This is a genomic window from Microcoleus sp. T3_A4 (assembly GCF_036700465.1).
Classification (GTDB): domain Bacteria; phylum Cyanobacteriota; class Cyanobacteriia; order Cyanobacteriales; family Microcoleaceae; genus Microcoleus.
The window spans coordinates 15,835-36,577 of record NZ_JAUBOY010000059.1 but is presented as its reverse complement, the minus strand read 5'-3'; the positions used below and the strand labels follow the sequence as shown (position 1 = coordinate 36,577).

Here is a 20,743-nt window from a genome sequence, read left to right as displayed (position 1 = left end):
TTTAAATCACCCTAACCTTCCTTCAGTCTTGTCTTATGGTACTCTGGCTGCTTAAAAACTGTCCGGAGTATTGTTTTAAGAAAACCCAGGGAAATCCCTTCTTCTTGACTCAACTGCTCAAATCCCTTTATCAAGACCAGCTCCTCTCCTTTGATTTCAATCAAGTTTGTTGGCAATGGGATATCCAACTGCTTCAAGGCATTGATATCAGCGATAATGTCGTCGAATTGATGGTCAGCCAAATTCAAAAGCTATCGTCCCCGACGCAGAATGTCTTAAAATTAGCTGCCTGTATAGGAGATAAATTTAGTTTAGACGTTTTGGCGATTGCTAATAAAAAATCTCAGTCAGAGACCGCAAGGGATTTATGGGAAGCGCTACAAGCTGGTTTCGTTCTGCCACTAAATAATTCCTACAAAATCCCCCTGCTATTTGACTCGGAAATATCTACAGAACACTCAACGGAGCAGTTTAATGTCACCTACAAGTTTTTGCATGACCGAGTGCAACAGGCGTCTTATTCTCTGATACCCGACGATCAGAAAAAAGAAACTCACCGAAAAATTGGTCAACTACTGCTGAAGTCCACAAGCCCTGAAGAACGAAAAGAACATATCTTTGCACTGGTTAACCAACTAAATTATGGAACGGATTTAATCACTTTAGAGGTGGAAAGATATGAGCTGGCAGAACTGAATCTGATCGCCGGACAGAAAGCCAAAGCTGCCACAGCTTATGAGTCGGCTGTCAAATATTTGAATGTGGGTTTAGGACTTCTCCCGGAGGATAGATGGCAGAGTCAATATGAGCTGACATTAAACCTCCATTTAGAAGCAGCCGAAACTGAATATATAAACACTAACTTTGAGCGATCGCAACAGTTGTCGGAGACGAGCCTGAAACAAGCAAAAACCCTTCTGGAACAAGGCAAGGTTTACGAACTTAGAATTCAATTAGAGATGTCTCAAAATCGGAGAATATCAGCTATAGATAATGGACTCGCCGTTCTGGAAATGTTCGGAATTAGCCTAGAGCAAGAACCACCTCAAGAACTGATAGTTGATGATTTAGCTAACTTGCCGACAATGACAGCTCCCGATAAACTCGCAGCTATGCGAATATTAAATCTTATTATAACACCAGCTTTTATTGTAAATCCTGCGCTGTTTCCGCGAATCCTTTATACAAAAATAGCCTTGTCTATTAAGTATGGAAATTCGCCTGAATCTGCTTTTGCTTATGTTTGGTATGGAGTGTTACTCTGTGGAGGATTAGGAGACATAGATTCTGGATATCGATTTGGTAACTTAGCTATTTTTTTACTAGAAAAATTTAACGCTATTACCCTTAAATCAAAAATAGTTTGTATATTTAATTGTCTGGCAAGGTTTTGGAAAGATCCGCTTAAGGCCACCCTAGAATCTTTGGTTGATGCAATTCAAAGTGGTATAGAAACTGGAGATATAGAATATGCTTGTCACAGTATAGCAAATTATTGTAATCACTTACTTTTTAGCGGGGGAGAGCTACAAAAACTTGAGCAAGAACAGGCAAAATATGTTGCTATGACCATTCAGCTCAAACAAGAATATGATACTTTATTTGTGAAAGTTCACCAGCAAATAGTTGACAATTTACTGGAGAAAAACTCAGACACATACCATTTACTAGGTGCAAGCTTTAATGAAGAAGAACTACTGCCAGGAATTATAGCTTCTAACAATGGGACTTTGCTCTATGCCTATTATGCCGGCAAAATGATGCTATCTTATTTATTTAAAGAGTTTAATCAAACATTAATTCTTGCTCATTTAGCATTAAAATACGCCAGCATGGGTGCAGGATTAATTCACATGAGTATCGACAACTTTTACCATTCTCTTTCCCTCCTAGCACTGTATCCAAAAGCCTCGCCAAAAGAGAAAGAAAAATATCTAAGTGTAGTAGCAGCTAACCAAGAAAGAATGAAGACTTGGGCGTTCCATGCGCCGTGCAATTTTCAGCACAAGTATGAGTTAGTAGAAGCAGAAAAAGCGCGGGTTTTGGGACAACCTTTAGAAGCGAGCGATTATTACGATCGCGCCATAGCAGGAGCCAAAGAACAGGGATATATCCAAGAAGAAGCATTAGCCAACGAATTAGCAGGAGACTTTTATTTTTCCCGTTCTAAAGATAAAATTGCTCGGATTTATTTAACCGATGCTCGCTACGGATATAGTCGCTGGGGAGCGAAAGCTATAGTCAAAGATTTAGAAGCCAGATATCCTCAAATACTTTCCCGGATAGCCAAGCCAGAAAGTCAAGGTAGCCCGGTCACGATGATCACTAGCTCGACGAGTGCAGCGAGTGGCGCACTAGATTTAGCGACTGTCATCAAAGCCTCTCAAGCTCTCTCTGGCGAAATTGTGTTGACTAATTTGTTAGCGAAATTGATGAAAATAGCGATCGAGAATGCGGGTGCTCAAAGTGGCATTTTCATTTTAGACAAAGCTGGAAATCTACTCATTGAAGCTTATGGCACTGTAGATGGCGATGTAGAAGTGCTGCAAAGAATACCAGTGCAAAACACTAAGCAACTACCCATATCTTTGATTAACTATGTTGCCAGAACTCAGGAAAATGTGGTATTAAACGATGCGAGTTGTGAAGGAACCTTCACGGCGGATACTTATATCGTCAACCAAAAACCCAAGTCAGTATTATGTACTCCCATAGTCCATCAAGGAAAACTGACTGGGATTCTTTACTTAGAAAATAATCTCACAACTGGTGCTTTTACTCCCGATCGTTTAGAAGTTTTACAACTTTTATCTTCTCAAGCAGCTATTTCAATTGAAAATGCCCGTCTTTATAACGATTTGGAAGCAGCAAATGCTACTTTAGAAGCGAAGGTGGCAGAAAGAACGCAACAGTTACAAGAAAAAAATATCGATTTACAAAAAGCAGAAGAATTAGCGAAAGCCGCCAACTCTGCCAAGAGTGAGTTTCTTGCTAATATGAGCCACGAGTTCCGAACGCCACTTAATGGCATTTTGGGTTACACCCAAATCCTCAAACGACAAAAAAACTTGGCTGACCAGCAAAAAGATGGTCTGAACGTGATTAGTCAGTGTGGCGAACACCTCTTAACCCTAATTAACGATATTTTAGATCTCTCCAAAATCGAAGCCCGAAAAATGGAAATCCACTTGAGTAATTTCCATTTCTCACAATTTTTGGAAGGTCTGGCTGAAATTTGCAGTATTCGGGCAGAACAAAAGGGAATCTCCCTTATTTACGAGCCCATTACCCAACTACCTATTGCCGTCCAGGGTGATGAAAAACGGTTGCGTCAAGTTTTAATCAACTTACTTGGCAATGCGATTAAGTTTACCGAAAAAGGCGGAGTGGCATTCAAAGTAGGATATCAAGATGGCAAGATTCGGTTTCAAGTGGAAGATACCGGAGTGGGTATGGCATCAGAGCAATTGCAAGACATATTTTTGCCTTTTCACCAAGTAGGAGAAGCCAACCTGAAGGTTGAAGGAACCGGGTTGGGACTCGCAATTAGTCGCCAATTAGTCCAGATGATGGGCGGTGAAATAAAGGTGAAGAGTACATTAGGAGAAGGGAGCATTTTCTGGTTCGATTTAGATTTGCCAGAGGTATCGGAATGGGCGACTAATGCAGCCAAAGCCAATGCCCACACAATCGTTGGTTTCAAAGGCCGAAAGCTAAAAATTCTCATAGCTGACGACAAGTGGCAGAATCGTTCGATCCTGGCGGGAATGCTTCAGCCGTTAGGATTTAAAATTCTGGAAGCAACGGAGGGTCAGGACTGTTTAAACAAGGCGGTGGAGTATAAGCCCGACTGTATTTTAATGGACTTGATGATGCCAGTAATGAGCGGCTTAGAAGCAACGCGCCGGATTCGCAAATCATCAGATCAGACTAATTTAGTGGTGATTGCTACTTCTGCCAGCGTTTTTGATTTCGATCGACAACAAAGTGCCGAGGTAGGTTGCAATGATTTTATTCCGAAACCCATACGAATCGAGGAGCTTTTAGAAAAATTACGTACTCATTTAGGGTTAGAATGGATTTATGAAGAAAATCTGGAAGAGATTAGGAAAGCAGAAGGAGAAAAAAAATCTCTAAGTTCTGAAATTGTAGCTCCCCCCGATGAGGAAATCGCCGTTCTATTCGATCTAGCGATGATGGGCGATCTCCGAGGGATTGCGGAGCGAGCTGCAAAACTAGAACAACTCAATGAGCAATGGGTTCCCTTTGCCACCCATCTGCGCCAGTTAGCGAAAGGATTTGAAGAACAACAAATCCTAGAGTTTATTAAACAATATAGGACGACAACCAATGAGTAGTGAACTTGCCGAACAAAGCACCATTTTAATCGTAGATGACACCCCGACTAATTTAGGTGTCCTGTTCGATTTTTTGGCTGATTTTGGATTTAAAGTATTGGTAGCTAGGGATGGTCAAAGTGCTCTCCAGAAGGTCGCATATGCTGCGCCCGATCTGATCCTGTTGGATGTGCTTATGCCAGGAATAGATGGGTTTGAAACTTGTCGCCGTTTGAAAGCTAATGACTTAACGAGAGACATTCCCGTGATTTTTATGACGGCTCTTGCTGATACGGTGGATAAGGTTAAAGGTTTGAGTCTGGGTGCGGTCGATTATATCACTAAGCCTCTTCAGCATGAAGAGGTTTTAGCTCGTGTTAATGTTCACATGAAGCTCCGCAATTTGTCGAAGAAACTCTTAGAGCAAAATGTGTGCTTGCAAGCAGAAATCGAACAGCGTGTCAAAGCGGAATCTTCGCTCTTGAAGCTGGCATCGGAGTTGGAAAGGCGAGTTGAGGAAAGGACGGCTGAACTTTTTCAATCCAATCAATTGCTCAAACAGGAGATTCAAGAGCGTCTGCAAGCAGAGGCGGGATTGCAACAATCGGAAGCTCAATTGCGAACCCAAACTCAATGTTTAGAAAAGGCTTTTCTAGAATTGCAAATCACGCAGACTAAACTTGTGCAGAGCGAAAAAATGTCTTGTCTAGGTCAGCTTGTTGCAGGTGTAGCCCATGAAATAAATAATCCCGTTAATTTTATTTTTGGGAATCTTTCTTATGCCGATGATTATACCCAAAATTTGATTGATCTCGTCAATCTTTATCACCAAGAATTTCCGGATGCAGGGCCAAAAGTTGAACAGAAAATAGAGGAAATAGAACTAGGTTTCTTGGTTGAAGACTTACCTAAATTGCTGAGTTCAATGAAGGTAGGTGTTGACCGGATTCGCGAAATTGTTCAGTCGCTGCGAATCTTCTCGCGATTGGATGAATCTGAAATGAAACCGGTGGATATTCACCAGGGTATTGATAGCACTTTGTTAATTTTGCATAACCGTGTTAAAGGAAGGGGCGATCGACCTGCAATTGAGGTGGTCAAAGAATTCGGAAATCTGCCTCTGGTAGAGTGTTATGCGGGTCAGCTTAACCAGGTGTTTATGAATCTTGTTGCTAATGCTATTGATGCCATAGATGATTATAATACGACGCGATCCTTAAGTGAAATGAAAGCTAATCCTTCTCAGATTTTCATTCGCACTGAGGTCACGGAATCTAATCGAGTGTTAATTCATTTTACGGATAACGGGCCGGGGATGACAGAAGAAATTAGCCAACACCTATTTGAGCCATTTTTTACTACTAAGCCTATCGGGAAGGGTACTGGTATTGGGCTGTCGATTTCCCATCAGATTGTAGTGGATAAACACGGGGGCAAGCTCAATTGTATTTCAGCTCCTAATCAGGGGGCAATCTTTATTATTGATATTCCAGTTCACCAGAAAATTTTGGCTACTAATTTAATTACGATGTCTAAAACAGCTTTGGGTATTTCTTAGTTAATTTTAACTGAAGGCGAGTTCAATAAATTTTAAGGGTTGCACGACTATATCAAAATCGATCAGGCAGGGGAATATTCCCCTACTTTAGGTAATGAAGTAAGAGACGGATAGAAGCCTTCGGGAGCATCTCAATGAAAGCAGCGAAGCTAGAAATTGGAGTTTTGAGGCATGAGGCAGAAGGAAGGAACGAGAAGAAGTGTTTTTATAACCCACATTCGGCACCCCCAACTGGCACATACGCGGATTGAGGGGGTAAAAGTGAATCATCCGAGATAATAGTGAGTAAAAACACCCGAAAATCTGTGCAACGCTCGCATCACCCAGTTAGGAATTCCTAAAAATTGCCATGAGCGCATGAATTAAATTTATTCAGCCATAAAAAGTCAAAAATCTGACCATTACTAACTATTACTTCCCAGCATATATCGCTAGCATTATGACCATGAGGCATCACTTCTGCATCTACAATTACTTAAATGTAAATCAGTTTTTCCAATCAATATTAGACTTAATTCACAACAAGAAATAATCAAGTCTACAGGTGAATGTCAATAAAATTTCTATCGCCAACCGTTCAGATATCAAATTAAAAACTTATTGAATTCCTTGAATACAAACGGTATGAATAAATTGAAAAGTTGGGGATTTCCAGCGTAGAGCAAGTTGTTTTTTTCCTTGGGGTAACTAATTTTTGAGTTGAGAATTTGTGAGTTGCAAGTTTTGACGTAGTAACCTTTGATCTCAAGTATAAACCAACAAACACAAACCCATTATCAAAGTTAATGCCTCTATTCTTTCCGGCGACTTGAGGAACACGCTATTCGTAAAAAATAGGGGGTCTTTCAAAAATCCCAGCCCTCTCTCTGCTGCCTGCTGTTCCTTATATTTCACCATCATTTCATCAGGATTTAATTTTGATACATCCAGCACATTAGTAGCTAAGATAAATCGGCCACTAGCTTTGGTTATGCGGGCGATAGCACTAGCATCTAATTCCAGTTTGGCTTAAACTTTAAATATCAAGCTAGAGCTAGAATTTTCATGAAAAATGGTCAAATCAGTAATTGGTCTTCCTGTCGCTTCTAGAGTGCTGCTTTGAGTTAAATTATGACATTTTAGTTGTTGGGATAAACGATTTGCTGCTGACTCCAGCATCGACCATACAAGCAAATTCAATAATTGATAAACCTTGCCCCTTTTTTTGACCCTCAATTTCAGGTTTTTTGATTTTTTTCATTCCTTAACTCGGTCAGCATCACGACGCAAACTACTCTCTATTATTAACCATTTTTGTGTAAGTTCACCAGAATTAGTTTTGTGTTTTGACCAAGTATATCCCGTCTGAGAAATATCCTGCAATTCTGATTCATTTAATTGAGATACCATTGGCTGCGCTTTTTTCAGGCTTAGTAGTACACGAGTTAACCATCTTAAATTGGTTAAGATTTCTAAATTTGGAGCGGTATATAATGCACTGTCAGCTACCATTAAACTGTCGAGATTTAATGGTAGTTTAAAGTCTTGACAAATTGAGGCAAATATGGAATTATCTGATTCGTTCCCTGAAGCTACTCGCAAAAATAGTGGTACATCTTTGTCTCGACTACAAATTAGGTCTAAAATGAATTGTTTTAAGTCGGGATTTGGCCATTGAGAGTAGCCGTAGGTGATCTTAATTGGTATTGGGGGTGTTTGATGGTTGATTGATGAATTATCTGAGCGATTGCCTTCGATTTATGTGTGATAAAAAGATACTGATGGCAACTCTTGTTCATATTTTCTATGTAGATCAAATGAGCTTGAGTCTAAGTGAGATGTGTCGATATTTATCGGGAATTTTTGAGCCGCTGACAGGGCAATGGTTGTGAATATTTCGGTAAGTTCGGTTCTTTATAATTTATCTAATACTCTTCCTAAACGGTCATCATTCAGATGTGATGCTTGAATTCCTGGCCCAAGTAAATGTTCTATTGCTTTCCCTTCAAAAAATTTATAGAATAAGTATAGTCGGGCGGAAACCAACCCTAATCCATTGATAATCATGGCTTTGACTACCAGGCCGGGACTGACTATCTCGCCCGGTTGTTCGCCTACTAATTCATTGATTTTTTGGACAATTCCTAGGTCATTAATTAGACCTGCTACTAAGCCTAGATGGTCTAAGTTTTCTACTGTCATGTCAGATGCTTTCTGCATGGGCTGCTGAATTCTGATTTGAGCGTTCATCGCGATCGCAAGTTTACGCTATTCTTGGTGATGATTGACTATGGTTGCCATCGCAATTAACGCATTTTCGTCATCAATCAGGTAACAGTGAGGTAATAAACTTGGTTGGTGACGATCGCAATTTTAACCTACATCAGATTTAACTCACGCCCTCACGTCTATTATCAGGAATGCTTAACTAGGTGATGCGAGCGTGACCGAAATAATTGAGTATTTTTACTCACTATTGTCTGGGATGATTCACTTTTACCCCCTCAATCCGCGTATGTGCCAGTTGGGGGTGCGGAATGTGGGGTGTAATATCACTTCCGGCTGCACTCCTTATAATACTGAGGACACGGCACTGCCGTGTCCTAATTTCTTCTTCCTACTTCTTCCTTCGTGTTCTTCGCGTCTGGGCGGTTCAATCAAACCAATTCTTCTGGCACCAAAGGAGCAAATGCACTAATTTTCTGCAATTACCGATCGCTCTTTAATCCAATCAAGTAAAATAGGATTGACCAATTCCGGCGCTTCATCTTGCGGGCAGTGTCCCACTCCCTCCAAAGGAATAAACTTTTCAACAGCCGGAAACTTTGCCAATTCTCGGCCCAATGCGATCGGCTCCCAAGGGTCATCCGTACCCCACAAAATCAAAGCCGGACAGCTTAAAAGCGGCAACAAATCCTCCGGTAGCGGGCCTTGAGAATAACTGATAAATGCTACGAATACTTCGACTGCGCCGCTGTCTTTAGCAGGTTCCAGCAGCATATTTACCAGTTCGTCGCTGACAGCTTCAGGACGGTGATAAGCTTGCAAAAGCACTTTTTTTACTGTTTTTGGCGTTGCTAATTGTTTAAAAAATAATTGACTTATCCACTTGACATTTAAAACTTTTTGTGCGATTGGCGCTCCAAAACTGCGATACCAAGGCAATTCGGCGCGTTTGCGATCGTGCAGCAACCGCAGGGAACAATTGAGTAAAATTACGCCAGAAGCAATATCGGGAAAATCCACAGCCGCTTGCATAATTGCCACACAGCCGATCGAATTTCCCACCAAAAAAGCCGGCCCGCCCGCAACTTCCCGACAAAAATCAGCAATTAGCTGTCCCCAAGTTTCAAAAGTATAGTCAATTTCAAGCTTGGGCGCGGGTTTAGCAGAACCGCCAAAACCGATGAGGTCGATCGCATAACAGCGGCAATCAGCAGCCAGCGCCGGCAAATTCTTGCGCCAGTGGCCCCAAGACGCACCAAAACCGTGAACAAACACCACCGCAGGCCCCTGGGAACCCGCAGCCTGGTAGCAAATCGGAAAGCCTTTCCACAGCCAAGTTTGAGGTGCAACAGCAGTTGACGAAGTGGGAGTAGAAGATGTCATACGATTTTAGATTTTAGATTTTAGATTTTAGATTGGGCATGGGGCATAGGGCATAGGGCATAGGGCATTGTCAACAGTGCCAACTGCCAACTGCCAACTGCCAACTGACTACTTTGCAGTTAGAGCCGATATTATGTCACGATTAAACCTGCTGACTTCTTTGCTGTATTAAAATTTCCCTTATGCCAACGATCGTTTCCACTGCCGTCGTACCGTTTCTGGGGTCGGAAATTGTACCCGACTACGACACCGCCAAAGTAGTTATCTTACCAATTCCCTACGAAGCTACCACCACTTACCGCCGGGGGTGCGAAAACGGGCCCGCTAAACTTCTAGAAGCTTCTCATCAACTCGAGTGCTACGACGAAGAATTGGACTCCGAAGTTTGCTACGATGTCGGAATTTATACACAAGAGCCGATCGCCGATACCCGCAACAGACAACCAGTTTCATCCTCAGAAATGCTGCAAGTCACCCAAGCAGCAGTCTACCAGCTAGTCACCGAAAATAAATTTGTCATCTCCCTCGGAGGCGAACACAGCATCACTGCCGGCGTTGTTGAAGGTTATCGCCAAGCATACCCGGATGAACCTTTCACAGTCGTGCAAATCGATGCCCACGGCGACTTGCGGCACGAGTACGAAGGCTCGATTCACAACCACGCCTGCGTGATGCGACGTGTTGTAGATATGGGCTTACCGACACTGCAAATCGGGATTCGCGCTATCTGCAAGGAAGAAGCCGACTTGATTAAAGCAAAACAGCTAAACGTGATTCGAGCTCGCGAAATCGCTACTCAACCGGATTGGGCCGATCGGGCAATTGCCAGCATCACAACTAAGCGAGTATTTTTGACGATCGACTTAGACGGCATCGATCCGACTTTAATTCCAGGGGTGGGAACACCAGAACCGGGCGGGTTAAATTGGTATTCCCTCACCGCATTTTTGCGCCGCATCTTCGAGTCCTACGAAGTAATCGGGTGTGACATTATGGAATTAGCACCTATTGTAGATTCTGTAGTCTCAGAATTTACCGCCGCCAAATTAGCATATAAACTTATTGGATACCAAGCCCTGGCTCAAGGTTGGCTAAAGCCAGACGAGGAATAAATCGCGAAGTACGAATCACAATAGGCTGTTGGCAAGGCTAGAATTAAGCTAAAGCCAAACAACAGCCAATTTTATTCGTGCTGACAGTTTCATCTTTCATGCTGGCAAATACTGCTCTTCACCTCCTGAAAACATGAGTTTACTAATCGATACAACCGGTACTCCCATTAACGGCTACGCTCCCGATTTTGAACTGCCGGGAGTTGACGAAGAAGTTCACCATTTAGCTCGATATTTAGAAAAATTTCGGGCGATCGCGGTGATATTTATGTGCAATCATTGCCCTTACGTGCAGTTGTATCTCAATCGCATGAAAGAACTTCAAGCAGATTTTCAAGATCGAGATGTTACTTTAATCGGGATTAATGCTAATGATGCAAATCAATATCCCGACGACAGTTTTGAGAACATGAAAATTTTTGCCGCCAACAATCAACTCAACTTCCCGTACATCCGAGATGTTGCTCAAGATGTGGCTGAAAGTTTTGGGGCTTCTAAAACCCCGGAGGTTTTTTTGTTAGACCAAGACGGCAAACTGCGCTATAAAGGTTTAATTGACGACAACGCTGACGATCCGGGGGCGGTGCAGGTTTCTTATCTGCGGAGTGCGATCGACCAATTGCTCAACAGTCAACCCGTTGAGCCTTCAACTACAGAGGCGATAGGCTGTTCCGTCAAATGGCGATCGTAGTCATTAGTCAGCAGTCATCAGTCATTAGAAGATGATAATCCTGGACAAACAGCATCTACTTGTAAGGTGTGCGGGGCGCACCTTACTACTACAGATAGTGTAGATCGCCCTAGGGCAAATTATAATACAGCCTTGTGGAAAGAAAACGCATTTTCAACTCGATCGTCGCAGCCGCTGTAGCGCTGACACTGCTGATTGCTTGGAACTTGTTTAAAAGCGTTTCCCCAACAACAGCACAGAAGCAAACGTCTTTAAACGTATCCGCTGCTATCAGTCTATCGAAAGCTTTAGGGGAAATCAAAACTGTTTATCAAAGCAGTAATCCGAATTTTACTATTACTTATAATTTTGGTGGTTCCGGTGCTCTAGAACAGCAAATTCAGCAAGGCGCCCCGGTAGATGTATTTTTCAGCGCCGCCACCAACCCAATGGATGCTTTGCAGCAATCCAACCTGCTAATTAACGACACGCGCCACAATTTGCTGACAAATCGCCTAGTTTTGATTACTCCCAAAAACGGTGTTGCTTTGAGCGATTTTAAACAGTTGACAGATGCCAGAATCAAGAAAATTGCGATCGGCGAACCGAAAAGCGTACCTGTGGGCCAATACGCTCAGGAAATGCTAAATAAACTTGGATTGTGGCAGCAAGTCCAGCCAAAATTAGTGCTAGGAAATAACGTCCGCCAAGTGCTCACATTTGTCGAAAGCGGTAACGTTGATGCTGGCATAGTTTATGCGACTGACGCCACAGCCTCCGACAAAGTAACTGTGCGGGTAACGGCTGCCGAAAATTTGCATTCGCCCATTGTTTATCCGCTGGCAGTTATCAGAAACAGTCGCAATCCGGCTGCGGCAAAAGCGTTTGTTGACTTTTTGGCGGGCGATCGATCTAAAATAGTATTTCAGAAATACGGATTTGGCATAGCTCGATAATTAGTCTCATACAACCAAATTTTGTAGGGGCGGGTTTTACCAACAATATCTAATTCCCGCCAACAATCTATATAAACCCGCCCTCACACAACAGATAACCTTGTGTATTCAAAGAGATACATTTCGATTTGCCCTTGGGTGGGGGCGGGTTTACGAGATTATTGGTATTAGCCCAAAATTGTTGGTAAAACCCGCCCCTACGAGCGAATCCCCAAATTATACATTTTGATTTATCTGTGTGTGGGGGGGTTTAGGAAATTATTTGTTTGAGGCAATTATTGTTAGTGAAACCCGTCCCTACGATTTATGGAATTTGATATTTCTCCGCTCTGGATATCTCTAAAATCCTCCGCTATTGCGACATTTATCACCTTTTTCCTGGGAATAGCCGCCGCCCGGTGGATGCTTTCAACTCCCATCAGAGGTAAAGCTTTAATTGAAGGCATTTTCATTTCTCCCTTAGTTTTGCCACCGACAGTAGTGGGATTTTTGCTGCTGCTGCTGTTTGGGAGAAATGGGGCGATCGGTCAATTCTTGCTACAATTAGACTTAACTATAATTTTCACTTGGCAAGCCGCCGCCATTACTGCCACAGTTGTATCATTTCCCCTCATGTACAAGACTGCTTTGGGAGCTTTTGAGCAAATTGATGGGAATCTTCTCAATGCAGCCCGCACTTTGGGAGCCTCGGAGTGGCAAGTCTTTTGGCGAATTATGTTGCCGCTAGCATGGCCGGGAATTTTAGCAGGAACTATTCTCGCATTTGCTCGCGCTTTGGGTGAATTCGGCGCGACGTTGATGTTAGCGGGGAACATTCCCGGACAAACTCAAACTATCCCGATGGCAATTTATTTTGCTGTGGAAGCAGGGGATATGAGGCAAGCTGCTATTTGGGTTTTGATTATTCTTAGTATTTCTTTGACGATGCTCACTGCTGTTAATTTTTGGACTGATTTACAAAGGAGATCGATCAAACCGAATTCGAGCCAAAGACTGCAATCAAATATTCCTCAAGTCGCGTCTACTTCTAACACAAAATCCCAAAAACAAAAACCGAAAAGCGGACTTTGTTTAAGCATTTTTAAACCTCTCTCCAGCTTTGCTTTGGATGTCGGTTTCGATATTGGCCCGGAAGTGCTGGGAATTTTGGGCGCGTCGGGTTCTGGTAAAAGCATGACTCTGCGCTGCATTGCTGGTTTGGAAACTCCCAGGAGCGGTAAAATTGCAGTCAATGGCAGGGTTTTATTTGACTCAGCACAGGGCATTAATGTACCTTCTAAAGACCGCCGCATCGGTTTTTTGTTTCAAAACTATGCTTTATTTCCTCACTTGACTGTGGCTCAAAATATTGCGTTTGGCTTGCAGCATTTATCTGAAAGCGAGCAAAAACTTCGGGTAAAAGAACAGCTAATTTGGGTGCAAATGTCGGGACTGGAAAACCGCTACCCGCACGAACTTTCGGGGGGCCAACAGCAGCGGGTGGCTTTGGCGAGGGCGATCGCCCCTTCTCCCGATTTGCTGCTGTTAGACGAACCGTTTTCTGCTTTGGATACTCACTTACGCAGTCAACTAGAACGGGAGTTAATGCAGACTCTGGCTAATTATCGGGGAATTACTTTGTTTGTCAGCCACAATTTAGAGGAAGTTTACCGGGTGTGCAAAAATCTGTTGGTATTGGCCCAGGGAAGGCCGATCGCCTTTGATACAAAACAGAACATTTTCGATCGCCCTGGCAACTTCACTGTCGCCCAGTTGACGGGCTGCAAGAATTTCTCAGCAGCTAAACCGATCGCAGAAACTCTCGTGGAGGCGATCGACTGGGGCTGTACTCTGACTGTAGTCGAACCCATTCCCAAATCTCTAGTTTCTGTGGGAATTCGGGCTCATCAACTGAGTTTTGTTAGTGGGTGCGATCGTGAAAATACTTTTGCTTGTTGGATCGCCTCGACTGTGGAAACTCCGCACCGGGTGACATTATATCTCAAATTGCACTCGCCTCCCAATGATTCCCAAGATTATCACTTGCAAGCCGAAGTTTTTAAGGAAAAGTGGAGGGCTATTAAGGACAATCCTTTTCCCTGGTATGTTCATATCGAGCCAATTAGGTTAATATTAATGGAAGCCTGAGTTAACTAGCAATATACCGTTAACCGTCAACACTCAACAGTTAACAGTTAACCGTCAACACTCAACAGCTAAATACATCTTAACCCAACATCAAATCATGCCTGAAAAAGTTAAAAAAACCGACGCAGAATGGCAACAACAACTCACGCCAGAACAGTTTAAAGTCACCCGCAAAAAAGGAACGGAAAGAGCTTTTAGTGGCGAATATCACGACAACAAAAAACCAGGAAGTTATAAGTGTATTTGCTGCGGCACTGAGCTATTTAAATCAGAAACCAAGTACGATTCCGGTACCGGTTGGCCGAGTTTCTACGCTCCAGTTAGCGAAGAAAATGTCAAGTGCGAGTCGGATAATACCTTGTTCATGCGCCGAACAGAGGTACTGTGCGCTGTTTGCGACGCTCATCTCGGTCACGTATTTAACGACGGCCCGAAACCTACCGGTCAGCGTTACTGCATGAATTCTGCTGCTCTTAATTTCGTCCCCAAGGATTAAATTTAGTCAACCGTTCTCAGTCAAGTGTTCTGGAACAGACTTTTGGGTCTGTTCTGGGTAATTGATGTTCAAAATGCACCCGTACTGCTATCTTATGGTGGAGGCAAAAAGAGTAAAAAAATAGTGGCGGCATGGGGATGGTATATCAGCGAGTTTTGCTGAAGCTCAGCGGTGAAGCGCTGATGGGCAGCTTGGGCTACGGCATCGATCCGATAGTTGTTCAGTCGATCGCCCAGGAAGTGGCCAAAGTCGTGTCCCAAGGCATTCAAATCGCGATTGTTGTCGGTGGTGGCAACATTTTTCGCGGGGTGAAAGCTGCTTCGGCAGGGATGGATCGGGCAACGGCTGATTATGTGGGCATGATTGCTACGGTGATGAATGCTATCACTTTGCAGGATGCCCTGGAACAAGCAGGAGTGCCAACGCGGGTGCAATCGGCGATCGCCATGCAAGAAGTAGCTGAACCCTACATCCGGCGGCGGGCAATTCGCCACCTAGAAAAAAAACGAGTAGTGATTTTTGGTGCCGGTTCTGGCAACCCTTTTTTTACTACTGATACTACAGCCGCTTTGCGGGCTGCTGAAATTGATGCAGAGGTGATTTTTAAAGCTACTAAGGTAGATGGGGTGTACGATTCCGACCCCCACCTCAACCCCAACGCGCGCAGGTATCAAACCCTCACCTATGCCCACGTCTTGAATCAAGATTTGCGGGTGATGGACAGTACGGCGATCGCCCTTTGCAAAGAAAATAATATTCCTATTATGGTATTTGACCTCTCGGTGTCGGGCAACATCTACCGAGCTGTAATGGGAGAATCTATTGGAACTCTTGTCGGAGGTTTTTGTGAAGTTAGCTGAAGCAGAAGATCATATGCAAAAGGCAGTTGAGGCTACTCAACGGTCTTTTAATACTATTCGGACGGGACGCGCCAACGCCTCTCTCCTCGATCGAGTCATGGTAGACTACTACGGCTCTCCAACTCCGATCAAATCCCTTGCCAACATCGGCACCCCGGATGCGACTACGATCACCATTCAACCGTTCGATCGTACAGCGCTTACCTCGATCGAAAAAGCAATTTCCCTGTCTGATGTAGGACTCGTACCCAACAACGACGGTTCAGTTATTCGCTTGAACATTCCGCCGCTGACGAGCGACAGACGCCAAGAATTTGTCAAAATGGCTAGTAAGTTTGCTGAAGAAGGTAAAGTTGCAATTCGCAATATCCGCCGCGATGCCGTTGACTCGATTCGCAAGCAGGAAAAAAGCAGCGATATCTCTAAAGATGAATCCCGCGACTTGCAAGATAAAATTCAAAAACTGACGGACAAGTACATTGCCAAAATAGAAGAAGTTTTGGCAGCCAAAGAGAAAGATATCACGACTGTTTAGGGAATGGGAAATTGGGCAGGGGGAATAGGAAGAGTTTTGAGATTGCCGAGATACGGCCGCGAACAACGAGCAGACGCTTAATGATTTGTGAGTTGTGAGTTAAAAACTCAAAATTTAACACTCATTAACTTACCAATTCCTCCTGCCCCATGACCAATCACCCATTACCAGTTGTCCGCTGAAGGAATTCGTCCTGCCATTGTTAGCGGATTTAAGGTTGCTGAGGCGATCGATCGAGCTCTAGGAGGTGCCGAAGACGCTAAGGAGCCGTCCACTCAATCGATCGCCCAAGAATGGAACACTCATATGATTTGGGCCAGTCGCTTGGCTAGAGCATTCTATCAGTTTACATGAGCTGCTTACAGAGCGGGGGTCAAATTGCCGATGACTACTCAGTTGATGAGCAAAATTTTGTGTGGCGAACTGCGTTATGCCGATATCGCTAACCGCCCTCTTAAAAAGCTGATGCCGTTTTAGAACGAAGGAAGTTCGGCAACGGATTTAACGCATGGATTTTGAGGGAAGAAAGAAGAGAGAATCTTCTTAAATCCCAATTCCTTATTCTCAATTCCTCATCCCCAATAGCGGTAAGGTGCGCCCCTAAGCACCCTAGATAATTGGATTTCGCGTAAATCCTGTAAAATTTAAAATCTAAAATCTAAAATCAAATGATAATTTATTTTTATAAAGTAGAGGAGCCTTACGGCTGCTTTTCTAATTTTTCACTACACGACATTTCTCTGCACGGTCAATATTGGTTGACTGTGGAACATTACTATCAAGCCCAAAAATTTGTCAGCACAGATAAAAGATTAGTGGCGGCGATTCAAGCCGTAGCAACTCCTCAAGAAGCCGCTAAATTAGGTCGCGATCCCAAGCACCGGATTCGTGCTGATTGGGAAGCAGTGAAAATTCCCATTATGCGCGAAGCAGTTTTAACTAAGTTTCTCACTCATACAGACATTCAAGCTATTCTTCTTGCCACAGGGGATCGAGTGATTGTCGAGGATTCGCCAACGGATTACTACTGGGGGTGTGGCTGCGACAGAACCGGTCAAAATCATTTGGGTAAAATTCTGATGAGCGTGCGCCAAGAAATTAGTCAGGGCCAGGGGCGCTGAGAGAAACTCAAATTCTTTCGTTAATTATCATTATATGAAGTTCTACAACAAATGTCAAGTTATCCTAACAATGAAGAATTTTCATAGTGAAAGTTTAAGATTGCGAGAAATTTATAAGAGCATTAAAATAATAATAATTATTTGCTTAACTCGCTCTGCCTGTTGAAGGCAAGGATTAAACTGGCGCGATCGCAGATTTTCCTTACGCCAGTGCGCCAGAGGCGATACACCGTCGTCTGTCTACGTTGCGCTAGCCATTAATTGTACAGATCGGTTGAGTCAAAAACTCAGGGTAAGGCATTTGAGTTGGCTCGCGACCACAGCACCTCAAAACTTCTTATTATCATTGTATTAAGTACAAAAGGAGATTTATGCACCTCAGAGAAAATACGCAAGAATTACATTATAAACTAGATAGAGAAGTTTTGATACGGCGGATAACAGAACGCATCCGCCAATCTCTAGAATTAGAAGATATTTTAACCAGTACGGTAGCAGAAGTGCGGTCTTTTTTGAAAACAGATCGCATTATGATTTACAGGTTTAGTGCTGACGGCAGTGGAGAAGTTGTTGCTGAGTCAATTAATAACAACCATCTTCCTTCCTTGAAAGGGCTGCACTTTCCAGCAGACGACATTCCCGCGAGCGCCAGGGAGATGTATGTCACTTTGCGCCAGCGGACAATAATAGATGTTAACTCAGGGACGATCGTTCTGAGTCCCCTCGATGCTGCAGACACCGGTCAACCTTTAGCAAAGGAAGAGATGCACTACCGAGCGCTCGACCCTTGCCACACAGCTTACCTGATGGCAATGGGAGTCCAATCTTCCTTAGTCGTGCCGATTTTGCACCGCAGGATAGCGTCGGAAAACAGCAAAACAGATATCTGCGAGGCGGCCACGTGTCTGACTCGATACGAGCCAGGAAATAATCAAAAAATTCACATCGAACTGTGGGGACTTTTAGTGTCTCACCACTCCGCGCCTCTCAATATTTCACCAGCAGATTTAGAAGTAGTTCAGCTCGTATCAGATCAATTGTCTAGCGCTATAGCCCACGCACTTCTCCTCGAGCAAACCCGCTCTCAAGCGGCCCGCGAAGCTACCGTGAGCCGCATAGCAGCCCTGTTATATGGTCACGTAAACATTCAACTGCAACAGGGTTTAGAAGCCACCGTCACCGCTTTGGGCGGCAGCGGTGGCCGACTCTATCTCAACCCGCCGAAAATCAACGGTGAAAATTTATCCCCTCCCAAGATTGAAGGAGGATTGCCAACTGCCCCGGCCCACAGTGATGCTACCTTTGAACTGTTCACCACAGGAGAACAACCGACACTTCCCAACTGGGAAAAAGTTAAGGCGCTGGAAGCTCATCCCCTCTGGCAGGAATGGCTAACCAAAGGATTTAAAAATACTGAAGAAATTCCCAAAATTTCAATTTTTACTAACTGTCAATTCCCAGTTTTGATAATTACCGACTTATACAAAGAACCTCTATTTAGAGTTTTAGTTCCCGCTTTCCAATCTACTAAAATTAGGGGTTTGCTGGTAATTCCCCTCCACTACAAACAACAAGTAGTTGGCTGTTTGACCATTTTTCGCAATGCAATTGATACCGAAAAAATGTGGGCGGGGCGCTTTGACACCAGCGCTGCACAAACCCTTCCCAGACAATCCTTTGAAGTCTGGCGAGAAATAAAAAAAGGTCAGTCGCCCGAGTGGAAGTACGAGGAAATTGAGCAAGCTTTAGCTATAGGCAGCCAATTTTGTTCGGCCATTGGGCAGTACGTTCTTTATAAAGAAGTGCAAACCCTGAATGCCAACTTGGAGCGCCAAGTTCAAGAACGCACCGCCCAATTGCAAAAATCCTTGGACTTTGCCAAAGTATTGACGCGAGTTAGAGACCAGATTCGCAGCACCTTAGATTTAAAAATCATACTGCAAACTATTGTGCGAGAAGTCAGAGTTTTGTTGGATACCGATCGCACGGTAATCTACCAATTTGCGGCCGACAAACAGGGCGAGGTAGTTGTCGAAGCTGTTTGCGGCGAGTGGCGATCCATCTTAGGTATCACATCTCCACAAGAATGCTTTCCCGAAGGCTCAGACTGCTTTTATCGAGCCGGACGGGTGCGAGCAATTAATGATATTTATACTGAGGATTTAACACCCTGTCACCGCGAATTTTTGGAAGAGTTGCAGGTGAGAGGAAGTTTAATTGTGCCAATGAAAGGCAAAGATTCCCAATTGTGGGGGTTGCTGATTGCCCATGAGTGTTCGGGACCGAGAGTTTGGCACACAGCAGAACAGGAATTGGTGCAACATTTAGCGGCTCAAGCTGCGATCGCCATTCACCAAGCAGAACTTTATCAAGAAAGTCTCAATGCAGCAACTGCCGATCGATTAAAAGCCGAACAGCTAGCTAAAACCCTCACAGAACTGCACAATACCCAAGCCCAACTGATTCAAACCGAAAAAATGTCGAGTCTCGGACAACTCCTGGCCGGAGTCGCCCACGAAATCAATAACCCCGTTAACTTTATCTACGGCAATCTGTCCCACGCCAGCGAATACACCAAAGATTTACTCTGCTTGGTGGAACTCTACCGCCAGCACTACCCCAATCCCAACCCAGAAATTAGTGAGTGTTCCGAAGCCATCGACATCGAATTTCTTGCCGAAGATTTGCCAAAAATTTTGGGTTCCATGACAGTCGGAGTTGAGCGCATCCGCCAGTTAGTTGTATCTTTGCGTAATTTTTCCAGGAGCGATCAAGCCGAGAAAAAAGCCGTTGACATTCACGAGGGCATCGACAGTACCCTGTTGATTTTGCAGCACCGGATCAAAGCCAATTCTGATCACAACACCGTAGAAATTATTAAAGAATATGGCAAGTTGCCCTTAGTAGAATGCTATGCCAGCTCGCTCAATCAGGTATTTATGAATCTGATCGGTAATGCCCTTGACGCCCTAGAAATGGGGAAAAAAGAGCGAGTTATGAATCTTCCCTTTAAAGCGGCAAGTGCAGCGGCGACACATTTAAGCTCCCAAATACGGCCTATCGAGTCAGGAGATATAAATGCCACCACCGAGTGTTTGATTCCTGATTTCCCCTCTCCTTGCATTCGGATTCGCACTGAATTAATCGATGAAAAAACGGTAGGAATTTGCATTGCAGACAATGGTCACGGCATCCCCAAAGAGTTAATCTCTCATATATTTAATCCGTTTTTTACTACTAAACCCGTAGGTCGGGGCACGGGTTTAGGACTGTCTATCAGTTACCAAATTGTAGTTGAGAAACACCAAGGCGTACTTAAGTTTGTTTCTGTACCCGGTCATGGTACAGAGTTCTGGATCGAGATTCCCCTGAATTAGGCAACC

Annotated in this window: 17 protein-coding genes; 12 read left to right on the top strand and 5 right to left on the bottom strand. The window is 43.8% G+C overall.

The window, feature by feature from the left end; translation table 11 throughout:
* The first annotated feature begins 35 nt into the window (after positions 1-35).
* Positions 36-4,358: an ATP-binding protein gene (locus QUA07_RS25815; protein WP_333330924.1), complete on the top strand. Its 4,323-nt coding sequence runs from the start codon at positions 36-38 to the stop codon at positions 4,356-4,358.
* Entirely contained in the window at positions 4,351-5,895 is a 1,545-nt protein-coding gene (locus QUA07_RS25810; protein ID WP_333330921.1) for a response regulator, read from the top strand. Before QUA07_RS25815 ends, QUA07_RS25810 begins: the two co-directional genes overlap by 8 nt.
* Before the next feature lie 744 nt (positions 5,896-6,639).
* Here QUA07_RS25810 and QUA07_RS25805 read toward each other — a convergent pair.
* From QUA07_RS25805 to QUA07_RS25785, 5 genes are all read right to left on the bottom strand, one after another.
* Complete coding sequence (locus QUA07_RS25805) at positions 6,640-6,828, bottom strand: hypothetical protein (RefSeq protein ID WP_333330918.1); 189 nt, start codon at positions 6,826-6,828, stop codon at positions 6,640-6,642.
* Between the two features lie 175 nt (positions 6,829-7,003).
* The gene (locus QUA07_RS25800; RefSeq protein ID WP_333330914.1) at positions 7,004-7,135 is read right to left on the bottom strand and encodes a hypothetical protein; all 132 of its coding nucleotides are present in this window, start codon (positions 7,133-7,135) and stop codon (positions 7,004-7,006) included.
* Positions 7,132-7,569, bottom strand: coding sequence for a hypothetical protein (locus QUA07_RS25795; protein WP_445305914.1), 438 nt, complete (start codon positions 7,567-7,569; stop codon positions 7,132-7,134). The genes QUA07_RS25800 and QUA07_RS25795 overlap by 4 nt, the downstream gene beginning before the upstream one ends.
* Positions 7,570-7,788: 219 nt before the next feature.
* A complete protein-coding gene (locus tag QUA07_RS25790) occupies positions 7,789-8,124 on the bottom strand; it encodes a DUF4277 domain-containing protein (protein WP_333330912.1) in 336 nt (111 codons plus the stop codon).
* Between the two features lie 444 nt (positions 8,125-8,568).
* Complete coding sequence (locus tag QUA07_RS25785; protein ID WP_333330910.1) at positions 8,569-9,483, bottom strand: alpha/beta fold hydrolase; 915 nt, start codon at positions 9,481-9,483, stop codon at positions 8,569-8,571.
* A 182-nt stretch (positions 9,484-9,665) separates the two neighbouring features.
* On the opposite strand from QUA07_RS25785, the gene speB reads away from it, so the two are divergent.
* From speB to QUA07_RS25735, 10 genes are all read left to right on the top strand, one after another.
* A complete protein-coding gene (speB, locus tag QUA07_RS25780) occupies positions 9,666-10,595 on the top strand; it encodes an agmatinase (protein ID WP_333330907.1) in 930 nt (309 codons plus the stop codon).
* Between the two features lie 133 nt (positions 10,596-10,728).
* Positions 10,729-11,286, top strand: a complete 558-nt coding sequence (locus tag QUA07_RS25775; protein WP_333330905.1) for a thioredoxin family protein — start codon at positions 10,729-10,731, stop codon at positions 11,284-11,286.
* 134 nt (positions 11,287-11,420) lie between these two features.
* Positions 11,421-12,221, top strand: coding sequence for a molybdate ABC transporter substrate-binding protein (gene modA, locus QUA07_RS25770; protein WP_333330902.1), 801 nt, complete (start codon positions 11,421-11,423; stop codon positions 12,219-12,221).
* 306 nt (positions 12,222-12,527) lie between these two features.
* Entirely contained in the window at positions 12,528-14,348 is a 1,821-nt protein-coding gene (gene modB / locus QUA07_RS25765) for a molybdate ABC transporter permease subunit (RefSeq protein WP_333330899.1), read from the top strand.
* Between the two features lie 97 nt (positions 14,349-14,445).
* Positions 14,446-14,844 carry a peptide-methionine (R)-S-oxide reductase MsrB gene (msrB, locus tag QUA07_RS25760; protein WP_333330896.1) on the top strand — a complete coding sequence of 133 codons (399 nt, stop codon included), beginning with the start codon at positions 14,446-14,448 and terminating at the stop codon, positions 14,842-14,844.
* Positions 14,845-14,975: 131 nt separating this feature from the next.
* Entirely contained in the window at positions 14,976-15,704 is a 729-nt protein-coding gene (gene pyrH / locus QUA07_RS25755) for a UMP kinase (protein ID WP_333076369.1), read from the top strand.
* Complete coding sequence (frr, locus tag QUA07_RS25750; protein WP_333161226.1) at positions 15,691-16,239, top strand: ribosome recycling factor; 549 nt, start codon at positions 15,691-15,693, stop codon at positions 16,237-16,239. Before pyrH ends, frr begins: the two co-directional genes overlap by 14 nt.
* Positions 16,240-16,410: 171 nt before the next feature.
* A complete protein-coding gene (locus QUA07_RS25745) occupies positions 16,411-16,593 on the top strand; it encodes a hypothetical protein (RefSeq protein WP_333330893.1) in 183 nt (60 codons plus the stop codon).
* Positions 16,594-16,907: 314 nt separating this feature from the next.
* Positions 16,908-17,360, top strand: a complete 453-nt coding sequence (locus tag QUA07_RS25740; protein WP_333084307.1) for an NADAR family protein — start codon at positions 16,908-16,910, stop codon at positions 17,358-17,360.
* 371 nt (positions 17,361-17,731) lie between these two features.
* The gene (locus QUA07_RS25735) at positions 17,732-20,737 is read left to right on the top strand and encodes a GAF domain-containing protein (RefSeq protein WP_333330890.1); all 3,006 of its coding nucleotides are present in this window, start codon (positions 17,732-17,734) and stop codon (positions 20,735-20,737) included.
* Positions 20,738-20,743: the final 6 nt, after the last annotated feature.

Bases quoted from the DNA above. Each gene is read 5' to 3' on its own strand.
- QUA07_RS25790 (WP_333330912.1), bottom strand. From the start codon at position 8,124: ATGAACGCTCAAATCAGAATTCAGCAGCCCATGCAGAAAGCATCTGAC.
- QUA07_RS25815 (WP_333330924.1), top strand. From the start codon at position 36: ATGGTACTCTGGCTGCTTAAAAACTGTCCGGAGTATTGTTTTAAGAAA.
- QUA07_RS25800 (WP_333330914.1), bottom strand. From the start codon at position 7,135: ATGAAAAAAATCAAAAAACCTGAAATTGAGGGTCAAAAAAAGGGGCAA.
- QUA07_RS25775 (WP_333330905.1), top strand. From the start codon at position 10,729: ATGAGTTTACTAATCGATACAACCGGTACTCCCATTAACGGCTACGCT.
- QUA07_RS25740 (WP_333084307.1), top strand. From the start codon at position 16,908: ATGATAATTTATTTTTATAAAGTAGAGGAGCCTTACGGCTGCTTTTCT.
- speB (WP_333330907.1), top strand. From the start codon at position 9,666: ATGCCAACGATCGTTTCCACTGCCGTCGTACCGTTTCTGGGGTCGGAA.
- modB (WP_333330899.1), top strand. From the start codon at position 12,528: ATGGAATTTGATATTTCTCCGCTCTGGATATCTCTAAAATCCTCCGCT.
- QUA07_RS25810 (WP_333330921.1), top strand. From the start codon at position 4,351: ATGAGTAGTGAACTTGCCGAACAAAGCACCATTTTAATCGTAGATGAC.
- msrB (WP_333330896.1), top strand. From the start codon at position 14,446: ATGCCTGAAAAAGTTAAAAAAACCGACGCAGAATGGCAACAACAACTC.
- pyrH (WP_333076369.1), top strand. From the start codon at position 14,976: ATGGGGATGGTATATCAGCGAGTTTTGCTGAAGCTCAGCGGTGAAGCG.
- QUA07_RS25735 (WP_333330890.1), top strand. From the start codon at position 17,732: ATGCACCTCAGAGAAAATACGCAAGAATTACATTATAAACTAGATAGA.
- QUA07_RS25785 (WP_333330910.1), bottom strand. From the start codon at position 9,483: ATGACATCTTCTACTCCCACTTCGTCAACTGCTGTTGCACCTCAAACT.